This window comes from Paenarthrobacter sp. NPDC057981, assembly GCF_042886835.1.
GTDB lineage: Bacteria > Actinomycetota > Actinomycetes > Actinomycetales > Micrococcaceae > Arthrobacter.
The window spans coordinates 12,732-25,671 of the sequence record NZ_JBHVQI010000019.1 but is presented as its reverse complement, the minus strand read 5'-3'; the positions used below and the strand labels follow the sequence as shown (position 1 = coordinate 25,671).

General features: G+C 63.2%; 13 protein-coding genes. 7 read left to right on the top strand and 6 right to left on the bottom strand.

Annotation, left to right across the window (positions count from 1 at the left end; all coding sequences use genetic code 11):
- Window positions 1–5 precede the first annotated feature (5 nt).
- The 3 genes from ACFVSI_RS16120 to ACFVSI_RS16110 all read right to left on the bottom strand — a co-directional run bounded on the left by ACFVSI_RS16120 (window position 6) and on the right by ACFVSI_RS16110 (window position 4,242).
- A complete protein-coding gene (locus ACFVSI_RS16120) occupies window positions 6–2,255 on the bottom strand; it encodes an RNA degradosome polyphosphate kinase (RefSeq protein WP_387825692.1) in 2,250 nt (749 codons plus the stop codon).
- A gap of 104 nt (window positions 2,256–2,359) precedes the next feature.
- Window positions 2,360–3,331 (bottom strand): mycothiol synthase, encoded by a 972-nt coding sequence (gene mshD / locus ACFVSI_RS16115; protein ID WP_387825690.1) that lies wholly within the window; start codon window positions 3,329–3,331, stop codon window positions 2,360–2,362.
- Window positions 3,332–3,543: 212 nt separating this feature from the next.
- A complete protein-coding gene (locus tag ACFVSI_RS16110) occupies window positions 3,544–4,242 on the bottom strand; it encodes a response regulator transcription factor (RefSeq protein WP_018776718.1) in 699 nt (232 codons plus the stop codon).
- Window positions 4,243–4,505: 263 nt separating this feature from the next.
- Here ACFVSI_RS16110 and ACFVSI_RS16105 point away from each other — a divergent pair, with 263 nt between their 5' ends.
- The 7 genes from ACFVSI_RS16105 (at window position 4,506) to ACFVSI_RS16075 (ending at window position 10,636) form a co-directional block, all read left to right on the top strand.
- Window positions 4,506–5,240, top strand: coding sequence for a permease (locus tag ACFVSI_RS16105; protein WP_387825687.1), 735 nt, complete (start codon window positions 4,506–4,508; stop codon window positions 5,238–5,240).
- A 166-nt stretch (window positions 5,241–5,406) separates the two neighbouring features.
- Window positions 5,407–6,006 carry an FABP family protein gene (locus ACFVSI_RS16100; protein WP_018776715.1) on the top strand — a complete coding sequence of 200 codons (600 nt, stop codon included), beginning with the start codon at window positions 5,407–5,409 and terminating at the stop codon, window positions 6,004–6,006.
- Between the two features lie 79 nt (window positions 6,007–6,085).
- A complete protein-coding gene (locus ACFVSI_RS16095) occupies window positions 6,086–6,802 on the top strand; it encodes a flavodoxin family protein (protein ID WP_387825685.1) in 717 nt (238 codons plus the stop codon).
- A 54-nt stretch (window positions 6,803–6,856) separates the two neighbouring features.
- The gene (locus ACFVSI_RS16090) at window positions 6,857–7,942 is read left to right on the top strand and encodes a YgfZ/GcvT domain-containing protein (RefSeq protein ID WP_387825682.1); all 1,086 of its coding nucleotides are present in this window, start codon (window positions 6,857–6,859) and stop codon (window positions 7,940–7,942) included.
- Window positions 7,939–8,358, top strand: a complete 420-nt coding sequence (locus ACFVSI_RS16085) for an ankyrin repeat domain-containing protein (protein ID WP_387825680.1) — start codon at window positions 7,939–7,941, stop codon at window positions 8,356–8,358. The genes ACFVSI_RS16090 and ACFVSI_RS16085 overlap by 4 nt, the downstream gene beginning before the upstream one ends.
- A gap of 123 nt (window positions 8,359–8,481) precedes the next feature.
- Window positions 8,482–9,111 (top strand): PadR family transcriptional regulator, encoded by a 630-nt coding sequence (locus ACFVSI_RS16080; protein ID WP_387825677.1) that lies wholly within the window; start codon window positions 8,482–8,484, stop codon window positions 9,109–9,111.
- On the top strand, window positions 9,095–10,636 hold the full coding sequence (locus ACFVSI_RS16075) for a DHA2 family efflux MFS transporter permease subunit (RefSeq protein ID WP_387825675.1): 1,542 nt from the start codon (window positions 9,095–9,097) through the stop codon (window positions 10,634–10,636). The genes ACFVSI_RS16080 and ACFVSI_RS16075 overlap by 17 nt, the downstream gene beginning before the upstream one ends.
- Before the next feature lie 78 nt (window positions 10,637–10,714).
- On the opposite strand, the gene ACFVSI_RS16070 is transcribed toward ACFVSI_RS16075, so the two are convergent.
- The 3 genes from ACFVSI_RS16070 to ACFVSI_RS16060 form a co-directional block, all read right to left on the bottom strand.
- A complete protein-coding gene (locus ACFVSI_RS16070) occupies window positions 10,715–11,464 on the bottom strand; it encodes a GNAT family N-acetyltransferase (RefSeq protein WP_387825672.1) in 750 nt (249 codons plus the stop codon).
- Between the two features lie 9 nt (window positions 11,465–11,473).
- Entirely contained in the window at window positions 11,474–12,499 is a 1,026-nt protein-coding gene (locus ACFVSI_RS16065; RefSeq protein ID WP_387825670.1) for an ATP-dependent 6-phosphofructokinase, read from the bottom strand.
- 188 nt (window positions 12,500–12,687) lie between these two features.
- The gene (locus tag ACFVSI_RS16060; RefSeq protein WP_377548300.1) at window positions 12,688–12,936 is read right to left on the bottom strand and encodes a PspC domain-containing protein; all 249 of its coding nucleotides are present in this window, start codon (window positions 12,934–12,936) and stop codon (window positions 12,688–12,690) included.
- Window positions 12,937–12,940 lie beyond the last annotated feature (4 nt).

Below are 12,940 nucleotides of genomic sequence, written 5' to 3'. Positions count from 1 at the left end.
TGTCCTTACCTACGTGCCGACGCGCGCTGGCGTGAACGCGACTCCAGCAACCAGGACTGCATGTCCAACAGCGGCTTGCCGTTCTCATCCAGGTGGTGCCTGGTCCAGTGTCCTTGGTTATCCAGGTGCCAGCTGGCAGTTCCGTCATCCACATAGCGGCGCATCAGGTCCATGACCGTTGTGATGTCCTCCTTGCTGGCAAGCTGCACCAGGGCTTCCACGCGGCGATCCAGGTTGCGGTGCATCATGTCGGCCGAACCGATGTACACCACAGGGTCTCCGCCATTGCCGAAGGCGAATACCCGTGAGTGTTCAAGGAAGCGACCCAGGATCGACCTGACCGTGATGTTCTCGCTCAGTCCCGGAACACCAGGGCGCAGGGAGCAGATGCCGCGCACCACTACGTCCACCTTTACCCCTGCCTGCGAAGCACGGTAGAGGGCGTCGATGATGGCCTCGTCAACCATTGAATTGACCTTGATCTGCACCAGGCCGGGGATGCCGGCACGGGCGTTGCGGATCTCGGTTTCAATCCGGTCCACCAGGCCTGCCCGGACCGAGCGGGGCGCCACAAGGAGCCTCTTGAAGGTGGACTTCGGTGCATAGCCGGACAACTGGTTAAAGAGCTTGGAGAGGTCCTCGCCCACCTGTTCGTTGGCCGTCAGCAATCCAAGGTCTTCGTAGTAACGGGCGGTGCGGGGGTGGTAGTTGCCCGTACCGATGTGGCAGTAGCGGCGCAGGCCATCCACTTCCTGGCGCACCACCAGGGACAACTTGCAGTGGGTTTTGAGGCCAACAATGCCGTACACCACGTGGACCCCGGCCTGTTCCAGCTTGCGTGCCCACGAGATGTTGGCCTGCTCATCGAAGCGGGCCTTGATTTCCACGAGGGCCAGGACCTGTTTGCCGGCTTCAGCGGCGTCAATCAAGGCATCCACGATCGGGGAGTCGCCCGACGTCCGGTAAAGGGTCTGCTTGATGGCCTGGACCTTGGGATCCGCTGCCGCCTGCTCCAGGAACGCCTGGACGGAGGTCGAGAAGGAGTCATAGGGGTGGTGGAGCAGGATGTCCCTGCGCCGCATCGCTGCGAAGACGTTGGCAGCCTTCGAGGTCTCGGACTCGTTGAGGTAACGCGAGGTGTGCGGAACGTGCTTCGGGTAATGGAGATCGGCTCGATCAATGCTGCTGATCGCGGACAAGCCGCGAAGATCCAGCGGCGCGGGCACGGAGTAGACCTCGGACTCTTCGACGCCGAGTTCCCGGATGAGCAGGGCCTTGATGTTCGGGTTGATGTCCGTGGTTACTTCCAAGCGCACGGGAGGACCGAAGCGGCGGCGCAGCAATTCCTTCTCCAGAGCCTGCAGGAGGTTCTCGGCGTCGTCCTCTTCAACTTCCAGGTCCTCGTTACGGGTGACGCGGAAGGTGTGGTGTTCCAGGACTTCCATGCCCGGGAAGAGCTTGTCCAAGTGGACAGCGATGACTTCTTCCAGCGCGATGAACCTGGCAACACGGCCCGGGATGGCGCCGGCGCGGGGTCCGTCCACGGAGATGAGGCGCGGCAACTGGTCCGGAACCTTGACGCGGGCGAAGAGTTCCTTGTCGCTGATGGGGTTGCTGACAATCACTGCCAGATTCAGGGACAGCCCTGAAATGTAGGGGAACGGGTGGGCCGGGTCCACCGCAAGGGGAGTCAGGATGGGGAAGACCTTCTCCTGGAACATGGCGCTGATCCGATGGCGGGCGTCGTCATCGAGCTCATCCCAGTGCATGAGGTGGATGTGTTCGTATGCCAATGCCGGCCGGATCTGTTCGGCAAAGACGCGGGCGTGGCGTTCCTGCAGCTTGTGGGCCTCTTCACCGATCTGTTCCAGCACCTCGATGGGGCTGAGTCCTGCGGGTGAAGGCACCGCAAGCCCGGTAGCGATACGCCGTTTGAGGCCCGCCACGCGGACCATGAAGAACTCGTCCAGGTTGGATGCGAAGATCGAGAGGAAGTTGACCCGCTCCAGCAGGAACAGATCGGGATCTTCGGCCAGCTCCAGCACGCGGGAGTTGAAGGCAAGCCAGCTAAGCTCACGGTCAAGGAATCGGTCCGGGGAGATGTCGCCTTCAGGCTCCAGGCTCGGCGCGAATTCGGGGATGTCGATGCGGTCCTGTGTGGCCCGCGAGGCCGGTACTTCCGACGATCCGAAGCGTGAGGGCAGTGTGGCCCCCTTAGAGGTGGATCCGGCGATGCCGACGGGGTCCGGCTGCATGGGGCTCTCCTAAGCTCAGGACTGGGTTTGTCTCCCACATTACAAGCAATCGCGGCACGCGAATCCATGGAGCCGCCACCTTTCCCCGCGACGATCCCAGCCGGTTAATTTTTCGTTAACGGACCGTACATCACATCGGTGTCCCAGCGGACGAAGCCAAGTTTCTGGTATAGGGCCACAGCAGCTTGATTGTCGGCGTCGACGTACAGCATCACTGCGTGGAGGCCCTTGTCCTGGAGATGCCGGATTCCGGCTACGGTGAGGGCCTTGCCGAGCCCCAAACCCTGCGCGGCCGGGGTCACGCCTACCACGTACACTTCGCCGATTTCCGGGTGTGTTCCCTGCCGTGGGTGGACCTTCGTCCAGTGGAATCCCAGGACTTCGCCGGCGTCGTTGACCGCCAGGAGGAAACCTTCGGGGTCAAACCAGTCTTCGGCCTTGCGTGCCTCAAGGTCTGCGAGGGTCAGTGCTCCCTGCTCCGGGTGGTGGGCAAAGGCGGCGCGGTTGGCGGCCAGCCAGGCCTGCTCATCCTGGCCCGGCACAAAGGCGCGGATCGAAACTCCGTCCGGGAGGCCGGCGTCGGGCAATGCGGACGTCGAGGACATCAGACGCATCTTCCACAGCTCCCGCATTGGACCGTAACTGTAGCGGGTGGCCAGCTGGGCGGCGGCCTCGTGGTTGCCGTGCGACCATGCGCTCAAACCTTCAAGGGTCCGTTGCTGTTGAAGGGCGTCCAGAAGCCGCCCGGCCACGCCCTGGTTGCGGTAGCTGGGGTGGACGGCAAGCTCCAGCACGCCGCTTCCGTCCGGAGCTTCAACGACGACGGCGATTCCCGCCAGGTCTTCGGCCGTCGCCGGATCCGAGTCCTCGTCCGGGGCATAAAGCGCGAAGGACAGCACCGAATGGTCTCCTGAGTCGGCTCCCCGCAGCATGACCATGGTCTGCTCGGACAGGGGCGGGTTACCGTCCGACTCCTCGGCCGCGGCAGTAAGGCTCTTGAAGTCGTGGAGGAGTTCGACGTCCACAGCGCCTTTGATGATCAGTACGGGCCAGTTCTCCGGATGCGCGTGACTCATGATGCAAGGCTATACGCCCCGGGCTGTCCCCGTGATTTGAAGTCCCGGCCCAACGGCTGTAGTGTCGTTATCTCATTCGGCTTCGGCCGGGTACAGGGGGGATCCACCAGTGGGGTGGCCTCGATACGTTCGACCCGTATGTCCTCCACCAATGCAGCAAGATAAAGGCCGGGATCCGTGGGGATCCCGGCCTTTACTGTTAAATCTGTGTCTCAGGCTTCGGAGAGTTCGTCATCCGGCAGCCGCACCAGCGTAAGCCTGTATCCGACGTTGCGGACCGTACTGATGAGGTTTTCGTGGTCCACGCCCAGCTTGGCGCGGAGACGCCGGATGTGCACGTCCACCGTCCTCGTGCCGCCGTAGTAGTCGTAGCCCCAGACTTCAGTCAGCAACTGTTGGCGGGTGAAGACGCGGCCAGGGTGCTGCGCCAGGTACTTCAGAAGCTCAAACTCCTTGAACGTCAGGTTCAGCGGCTGGCCGCTGACGCGCGCGGTATAGCTGGCTTCATCGATAACGACGCCGGCAGCCCGGATCTCCGTTTGGGTCTCTTCTTCGCCGGGCACGGCACGCGCCATGGCGAGCCTGATGCGGGCTTCCACCTCGGCCGGTCCGGCGGAGTCGAGCACGATGTCGTCCACGGCCCAGGCTGAAGAAACGGCGGCCATGCCGCCCTCTGTCAGGATCAACATCAAGGGAGCGCTTAGTCCTGTTGCCTTGAGCAGTTGCGTCAACGAGCGGGCTCCCACCAGGTCCTTGCGGGCATCAAGGAAGACGATGTCCGTGGGATCGGTTTCGAGCAAGGCGGTCGGTTCTGCCGGGAGAATGTGCACACGGTGGTTCAACAACTCCAAGGCAGGCAGAATGTCCACCGATGAGCCGGTGCTGTTCGTCAGGAGCAGGATGTGCGACATAGTTCCTCCAATGGGCTGTACGCGCATCATCGGGCGTCGAAGCCGGAGTTTCCCGGCCGGTCCCAGCGCCTTGCGGCCCTTGCCCCGTTGTGACGGGATGGAGGCCAGGACAGTGCGCTGTTGAAGTCTGAGTATACCCATCAGTGCCCTGCGACACATGGATTCGTGACGGGCAGGCAGGGCAATTACGACATATTGGGCAGGTATAGGGCAGGATTGTCGAGAGGCCGTAGAAGGCGCATCGGATTGAGGTCGGGCACACAGTGAAGTCTTGGAGTATCGGGGTATTTGGACTCGTGGCGCTCGCGGCCATCGTGGCCGGCACCTTCGTTTCCCGGGAAGCCATGGTGGGGGTCGGCGTCGCGGCCTCGGCAGCGGTGGGCATCGGCTGGCCCCACTTTCTGGGAGTCCCGGCCAAGAAGACATTGGCAGCCGTCATCGGACTCTCCGGTGCCGGTTCGGCAGTGGCGGCCGCATACCTTCCGGCCCCCGGCTTCCTTGAGGGGACACCGGCTTTTGTTGCGCTGGGCGTGATGGCCGTGTTCGTCGTCCAACTTGTCCGCGGTACGGGCCAGGCCCAGCGCCTGGAGTCGACCCTCGGTTGCAGTGCCGGTGTGCTCCTGAACTGCCTCGGAGCAGGCTGGATAGCCAGCGCCAGGTTCAACGGCGTCAAGGAAATGGTCCTGGTGGCGGGCCTGAGTGCGGCTGTTGCCCTTCTGGTGGGCATCATCCGTTGGCCGGACCGCATCGTGGCGCCGCTTGGAGTTGTTATGGCAGGCCTCATGGGTCCCCTTGCGGGCCTCGTTTTCTCCGACATCGCCGTACTGCCCGCTGCCTTGGTGGGCGTGGCCGTGGGTTCGGTGCTGGTGTGTTTCCGGCGCATGGCCACTCTTCGGCGGGGGAGGCTGAACCTCCCGGCAGCGGTGGGCATGGGGGTCGCCCCTGTCTGGGCCGTGGGCGCCTTGGCGTACTTCATAGACAAACTACTCATCTACTAACGGTTAGGATGGCATCATGTCTGTACTCGCATTTGAAATCTTCTTCCTCGTTCTCCTGGGCCTTGCCAGCGTCGCCATGGCGTGGTTTGCAGGATTCGTCGTCTACCGCCTTTTCAAGGGCCAGAAGTAAACCTTCTGACTCTGCAGCCCAACCGAGGTAACTGTTGTGCCTATTGAGATCCCCACTGATCTGACGCCCGAACTCGTCCCCCTTTCCTGGCTCATTGGTGAGTGGGAGGGCCGTGGTCGGCTCGGCAGCGGCGACGAGGATTCCGAACACTTTGTCCAGCATGTTTCCTTCACCCACAACGGCCTGCCGTACTTGCAGTACCGGGCCGAAACCTGGATCAGCGACGACGCCGGCGCGAAGTTGCGCCCGTTGACGGTGGAGACCGGGTTCTGGGCGCTGGAGCGCAAGCTTGAGGAAGGCGACGGCGGCCCCGGGCTGATTCCGGCCGACATCGTCCCCGTGCTCAAGACGGCAGACGAAGTCGAAGAACGCCGCAACAAAGACGGCGGCTTCGATATCTCAGTCTCGATCGCCCACCCCGGTGGCATCACCGAGCTCTACTACGGTCAGATCAAGGGACCCCAGATCCAACTGAGCACTGACATGGTGATGCGCGGGAGCCACTCCAAGGAATACACTGCAGCCACCCGGATCTTCGGTTTGGTGGACGGCAACCTCCTGTGGCGCTGGGATGTCGCAGCCAACGGCAAGACCCTCGAAGCCCACGCATCGGCGTTCCTGCACAAGGTCTCGTAACCCAGGTTTCCACGCCCCGGTTTCCTGACCCTCGGGGTTCACCGTACGTTCCATGAAGCAACGGCAAAAGGAGCAGAAAGTGAACGATAAACCGACGGGCTATGAGGGGCTCAAAGCCCTCTTTTTCAACGGCACCCTGAAGCCATCGCCGCAGCTGAGCAACACCGACGGCCTGATCCGGATCAGCCGCGACATCATGGAAAAACAGGGTGTCACCACCCGCCTTATCCGCACTGTGGACCACGATATCGCCAGCGGTGTCTACCCGGACATGCGCGAACATGGGTGGAAGACGGACGAGTGGCCGGAGCTCTATCCCGCGGTCCGGGAAGCGGACATCGTGGTGGTTGCCGGCCCCATCTGGTTGGGCGACAACTCCTCCCAAACGAAGAAACTCATCGAGCGCCTGTACGCCCACTCCGGCGAGCTCAATGGCAAGGGCCAGTGGGCGTTCTACCCGAAGGTAGGCGGCTGCCTGATCACGGGCAACGAGGACGGCATCAAGCACTGTTCCATGAACGTCTTGTACAGCCTCCAGCACATCGGGTTCACCATCCCGCCACAGGCAGACGCCGGCTGGATCGGTCCCGTAGGCCCCGGACCCAGCTATTTGGATGAAGGATCGGGCGGCCCGGAGAGTGATTTTACCAACAGGAACACCACCTTCATGACCTGGAACCTGCTCCACATGGCCAGGCTCCTGCGCGATGCAGACGGCATTCCGGCCTACGGCAACCTGCCGGAGGAATGGAAAGCCGGCACCCGGTTCGACTTCGACAACCCGGAATACCGCTGAACCGGATTGCCCCCGGTCTGGAATACCTCAAAGCCGCTAGGACTTCTACTGGATATGACTTACAAGAGCCCTCTGTTGTCGCGCCCCGGCGCGGTCGAAGATACCGGCCTGGATGCCGGCGTCGCTGCCCACTACGGTGAACCGTTGCGCGAGCAGCGCGCCTTGGCGGCAGGCACCGCCGTCGTGGATCTTTCGCACCGTGGCGTGGTCACGGTGTCCGGTCCCGACCGTCTCAGCTGGCTCAACTCCCTGTCCTCGCAGCAGCTGACAAACCTGCAGCCGAACGTTGCCAGCGAGCTGCTGCTGCTCAGCGTCCAGGGCCGCATCGAATTCGATGCACGGGTTATTGACGACGGCGGCACAACCTGGCTGATCGTCGAAGCGGCGGAAGCGGAACCCCTCGCGGAATGGCTGAACAAGATGAAGTTCATGTTGCGCGTGGAGATCGCCGATGTCAGCGGGGAATGGGCCGTGGTTGGTTCCACCAAGCCAGTGGATCGCTTTGCCGGCCGCCTCGTATGGGAAGATCCGTGGCCTAGGGTGTCGCCCGGTGGGTACTCGTACAGCTTGGTCCCGGAGGAGTCGCATCCGGGTCTTGAGCGTCCCTGGTTCGAATACCTGGTCCCGGAAGGCGAACTTGAGGCCGCCGTCGAAGGCCTGCCACTGGCCGGTGCGATGGCAGCGGACGCCCTTCGGATCGCGGCGTGGCGTCCTCGGCTCGGAGCGGAAACCGACGACAAGACCATTCCACATGAGCTGGACCTGATCCGGACCTCTGTCCACCTCAACAAGGGCTGCTACAAGGGCCAGGAAACCATAGCGCGCGTGCATAACCTTGGACACCCGCCCCGCCGCCTGGTGTTCCTGCAACTCGATGGTTCCCAGCACACCTTGCCGGCGGTCGGCAGTGTTGTCTTTGCCGGGGAACGCAAGGTGGGTACTCTGACATCGGTGGCGCAGCACTTCGAGATGGGACCTGTGGCTTTGGCCGTGATCAAGCGCTCCGTTTCGGCGGAGGAGACCTTGACCGTGATGGACGGCGAGGAGCCCTACGTCGCAGCCCAGGAAGTGATCGTCGCCCCCGACGCCGGCCAGGTGGTCGGGCGCCAGACCGGATTCCTGAAGGGACCCCACCGATGAGCCACACTGATGGTGCCGATGCCACAAACCCCGGGACCGGCCCGGATGATGAGACCTTGGCTTTGGCCCACGCACTGTTCGACGCCGCACGCGAAGGCGACGCCGGGCTGCTCCGAAGCTATTTGAACGCCGGGGCCCCGGCCACCCTTACCAACGCCGCGGGCGACTCCCTCCTGATGCTTGCCGCCTACCACGGGCACGAGGACGCTGTGCAGCTGATCATTCACCACGGCGCCGATGTCAACGCCGCCAACGACCGGGGACAGACACCGCTTGCCGGCGCCGTTTTCAAGGGATACGTGGGGGTCGCCAGGGCGTTGCTGGACGCGGGAGCGGATCCCGACGCCGGGACGCCCAGCGCCCGCGACGCCGCCACGATGTTCGCCCGGACCGAAATCCTGTCACTGCTCGGCTGAGTTGTCCGGGTTAGGTCGTCCCGTCACGTAACCCCGGCTGTTGGTACAGCCGGGGTTACTTGCGCCTAGATATTCCACGTGGAATAGTTGTTGTGGAATAAGATCACGTGGAAGGGGATGGCTATGGCCAAAAGTGCTGAGTTGACGCCGCTGGGCGTGGCCTCGTTGGCGCTTCTAGCCGAACAGCCGATGCATCCCTACGAGATGTACCAAGTGCTGATGGCCCGCCATGAGGACCGGCTGGTCAAAGTGCGTCCCGGCACGCTGTACCACGCCGTGGGCCGGCTCGAGGAGAGCGGACTCGTGGAAGCAACCGGGACCGGCCGGGAAGGCAAGCGTCCCGAGCGGACCACCTACCGGATCACCCCGGCCGGACATGCGGCCTTGGATGCGCGGCTGCAAGCCATGCTGGCCACGCCCATCAACGAGTACCCCGTCTTTCCGCATGCCATAGCCGAAGCCCACCACCTCCCGGCGGACGTGGTGACCGGCCTCCTGGAAGAACGGGTGGTTGCCTTGAGTGCCGATCTCGACTTCCTGCTCCGCGCGCAGGAGGCCGTCACAGCCAAGGGGCTCGAGCGCAAGTACTGGATCGACATCACCTACCAACAAGCCATGCTTCGAACCGAGATCGCGTGGATCCGCGGTCTCCTGGAGGAGTTGGGCACCGGGCAGTTGCCTTGGGACGAACCCCGCCCTGCCCCGACCGAACTTTCACACAAGCCAAAGGAACCCCTTGGAAAACATAGCTAAGCCGTGGCCCGCGCTGTGGTCACTCGTGGTTGGCTTCTTCATGATCCTTATCGACACCACCATCGTGTCGGTCGCGAACCCGCGGATCATGGAGGGCCTGAACACTGACATCAACGCCGTCATCTGGGTAACCAGCGCCTACTTGCTGGCCTACGCAGTGCCCCTTCTCATCACCGGCAGGCTGGGTGACCGTTTCGGCCCCAAGAACCTGTACCTCATCGGCCTGGTCGTCTTCACCCTGGCATCCCTGTGGTGCGGACTCTCCGGCGATGTGACCATGTTGATCGCCGCCAGGGCCGTGCAAGGCTTCGGTGCGGCCATGATGACTCCGCAAACCATGGCAGTCATCACCCGGATCTTCCCGCCGGACCGCCGCGGCGCCGCCATGGGGCTCTGGGGCGCCACGGCAGGCATGGCGGTGCTGGTCGGCCCGATCCTGGGCGGCGTGTTGGTGGACAGCCTCGGCTGGGAGTGGATCTTCTTCGTCAACGTTCCCATCGGACTCGTAGCTTTCATCCTGGTGACACGGTTCGTTCCCAAGCTGACCACGCACAGCCACTCGTTCGACATTCTGGGCGTAGTCCTTTCTGCCGTGGGCATGTTCCTGCTGGTCTTCGGAATCCAGGAAGGCCAGACCTACAAATGGGGCACCGTCAACGGGTTCATCTCGGTCTGGGGCCTGATCATCACGGGTCTGGCAGTCCTTGTGGTGTTTGTCCTGTGGCAGTGGATTCTGGAGCGTCGCGGCGGAGAGCCGCTGCTTCCCCTGGGCCTGTTCAAAGAGCGGAACTTCTCGCTGGGCAACGCCACCATCATGGCCGTTGGTTTCACCGTGACGGCGTTCCCGTTGCCCACCATCTTCTATTACCAGACAGTCCGGGGCCTGACGCCCACGCAGTCGGCACTGCTCATGATCCCGATGGCAGTCATCTCCGGTGCGCTGGCCCCGTTCGTGGGTAAGCTGATCGACCGCGCCAACCCCCGCTGGTTCGCTGCCTTCGGCCTGGTTTGCCTGTCCGGCGCACTGTTCTGGACGGCTTCGTTGCTGGGGCCGGATACACCGATCTGGATGTTCCTGCTGCCCAGCGCACTGCAGGGTGTTGCCAACGCCTTCATTTGGGGACCGGTGTCCAATGCGACCACCCGCAACCTGGAACCGCGCCAGGCCGGCGCAGGGTCCGGCGTCTTCAACACCACCCGCCAGATCGGTGCAGTACTCGGCTCGGCCGCAATCGCTGCGTTGATCCAGTCACGTCTGGCAGCTGAGCTCCCGGCAGCACCTGCCGGGGCGCCTGTCGGGGAGGTATCGATGGGCGGCACCCTGCCGGAGTTCCTGCACGCGGGATTCTCGACGGCGATGAGCCAGTCCATCCTGTTGCCCGCCTTCGCGATCCTGCTGGCCGCCGTCGTCGCCCTGTTCTTCGCTAAGCCGAAGGCCGTATCCGGCTGGGGCGCCAAGCCCCCAGTCCAAACCGAGGCAGCCGGCACCCGATCCGAAGAAAGCAACTCCCAAGTCCAGCGCTAGCAGATGGAGTTTTTGTACAGCCAACGCCCTCAAGAGCCCTTCTAAAGCACGTTGGCTGTACAAAACTCGGAGGGGGAGTCAGCCCAGGAGCACGCTCGCGTGGAGCCCGCCCGTTGCGAAGCCAAGGCTGCGGGCCATCGCGAGTGCTCCTGTGTTGCTGACGTCGGCCTTCCATTGAAGGGTCAGCCCGGCGGCAAGTGCTTCGTGGGCGGCGATGGAAGCAGCCAGCGTTCCGATTCCGCGCCTGCGCCACGGAGGAGCCACCAGCACTCCCATGTTGGCCAGGATGCCCTCCCACTCCCCATAAGCTCCGCAGGCCACCGGCGTGGGCTGTTCCTCTTCCGGGTGCATGATGGTGAAACGGTGTTCCAGGCCCTGGAGCCCCACTTCATTCACGTCGTCCGGTGGGCACAGTCCTTCCAGCAAGATGGCCTCCGGATTGCCGTGCGAGACCGTGAGGTCCTCCGAAGGCTGCTGCAACGGCAGGTCATCGGCGAAGAACAGGGCCGACGATCCCAGTCCGTGCCCACCGTGCGAGCGGGTGAGGGTCAGCAGCGTGACATGCTGGGCGAGTTCGGTATCAGGGACGTCTTCGGCTGCGTCCAACGCCCACTGCGGGCCCACCAAGGCCGAGACGCCAAACAACCGCAGGAACACCAGTGCCCGCGCTGAGTCATCAACCCGGGTCATCCTGCTGGTGGGGTCACCCGGAGTAGTCCCGTCAGAGCTGAGGGCGGCAGCAGCGCCGGCGAAAGCGTCGTCGTCGAAACCCAAATGGCGAGCCCACGCCAGCTGGATGATGGCAGCGGACGTGGGCTCCAGAGTCATGGATTCAGCCTAGCCGAACAATACGGACGCTTCGTCGTAGCGGTGCTGTGGCACGGTCTTGAGCTTGCCCAAGGCTTCCTCGAAGCCAACGTGGGAGATGTCCGTGCCTTTGAGAGCCACCATGGTTCCCCAACGACCTTCGACCACGGAGTCGATGGCGGCCATGCCAAGACGGGTCGCGAGAACGCGGTCGTAAGCAGTCGGAACGCCGCCGCGCTGGATATGCCCAAGGATGGTTGCACGGGTTTCAATGCCTGTGCGGGCCTCGATTTCGGGGGCCAACTGGTCGGCGATTCCACCCAGGCGGGGCCGGCCAAAGGTATCCAGGCCGCGCTCGGAGTGCGGGGATTCCATGTGGTCGGGGACGAAACCTTCCGCAACAACCACCAGCGGTGCACGGCCGCGGTCGTGGGCCTCCTGTACCCACTCTGCGATCTGTTCGATGCTGGCTTTCTGCTCCGGAATCAGGATGGCGTGGGCACCGGCTGCCATGCCTGCGTGGAGGGCGATCCAGCCCACGTGGCGTCCCATGACCTCGGCAATCATGCAGCGGTGGTGGGATTCACCGGTGGTGCGCAGGCGGTCGATGGCCTCAGTGGCAATCTGGACTGCCGTGTCGAAGCCGAAGGTGTAGTCAGTGGCATCGAGGTCGTTGTCCACCGTTTTGGGCACACCAACGATCTTCAAGCCGGCATCCGTGAGGCGCTTGGCCGCAGCCAGGGTTCCTTCACCACCGATGGCGATGATGGCGTCGATGCCCAGACGTTCCATGTGGGCCTTGATGACGTCCGGGCCGCCGCCGTTTTCGAAAGGGTTGGTCCGGGAGGTTCCCAGAATGGTTCCACCCTGCTTGGCGATACCACGGACCATGGTGCGGGGGATGTCGATGATGTCGCCCTCGACGACGCCACGCCAGCCGTCACGGAAACCCACGAATTCCTGGCCGTGGATGGCAATGCCTTTGAGGACTGCTCCCCGGATCACTGCGTTGAGTCCGGGGCAGTCGCCACCGCTGGTAAGAATGCCAATTTTCATGTTTGCTCACTCATGGCTTGGAGGAATACGTGCAAGAGCGCCACGCTGAGCTCCCCACGATTGTAGACGTGCATGTGGGGTGGGACACAAATGGTTACTTTTTGGCCCAGGTGTGCGGTAGTGGAAACATGGCGGAAACCAGCAAAAGGCGCCCCGCCGACCGGCGGAGCGCCTTCTGTGCCCGGTAGTTACCGGGACCGTTGGCTGAGGAAGGATTCGAGGGCGATCTTGTTGTTCTGGTCCGGCAGGATGAGCCAACCGAGGATGTACACCACCACTGCAGGCCCGGGTAGCAGACAGAAAAGCAGGAATGCTACCCGAACGTAAGCCACATCCACCCTGAGTTTGGCGGCGATGCCTCCGCATATGCCACCCAGCCAGCGTTGTGGTCCGCGCTTCAGGCCGAGGCCCCTGACGATGCTGAAGAACTTGTCCATGTCT

Bases quoted from the DNA above. Each gene is read 5' to 3' on its own strand.
- ACFVSI_RS16120 (WP_387825692.1), bottom strand. From the start codon at position 2,255: ATGCAGCCGGACCCCGTCGGCATCGCCGGATCCACCTCTAAGGGGGCC.
- mshD (WP_387825690.1), bottom strand. From the start codon at position 3,331: ATGAGTCACGCGCATCCGGAGAACTGGCCCGTACTGATCATCAAAGGC.
- ACFVSI_RS16110 (WP_018776718.1), bottom strand. From the start codon at position 4,242: ATGTCGCACATCCTGCTCCTGACGAACAGCACCGGCTCATCGGTGGAC.
- ACFVSI_RS16090 (WP_387825682.1), top strand. From the start codon at position 6,857: ATGACTTACAAGAGCCCTCTGTTGTCGCGCCCCGGCGCGGTCGAAGAT.
- ACFVSI_RS16085 (WP_387825680.1), top strand. From the start codon at position 7,939: ATGAGCCACACTGATGGTGCCGATGCCACAAACCCCGGGACCGGCCCG.
- ACFVSI_RS16080 (WP_387825677.1), top strand. From the start codon at position 8,482: ATGGCCAAAAGTGCTGAGTTGACGCCGCTGGGCGTGGCCTCGTTGGCG.
- ACFVSI_RS16070 (WP_387825672.1), bottom strand. From the start codon at position 11,464: ATGACTCTGGAGCCCACGTCCGCTGCCATCATCCAGCTGGCGTGGGCT.
- ACFVSI_RS16065 (WP_387825670.1), bottom strand. From the start codon at position 12,499: ATGAAAATTGGCATTCTTACCAGCGGTGGCGACTGCCCCGGACTCAAC.
- ACFVSI_RS16060 (WP_377548300.1), bottom strand. From the start codon at position 12,936: ATGGACAAGTTCTTCAGCATCGTCAGGGGCCTCGGCCTGAAGCGCGGA.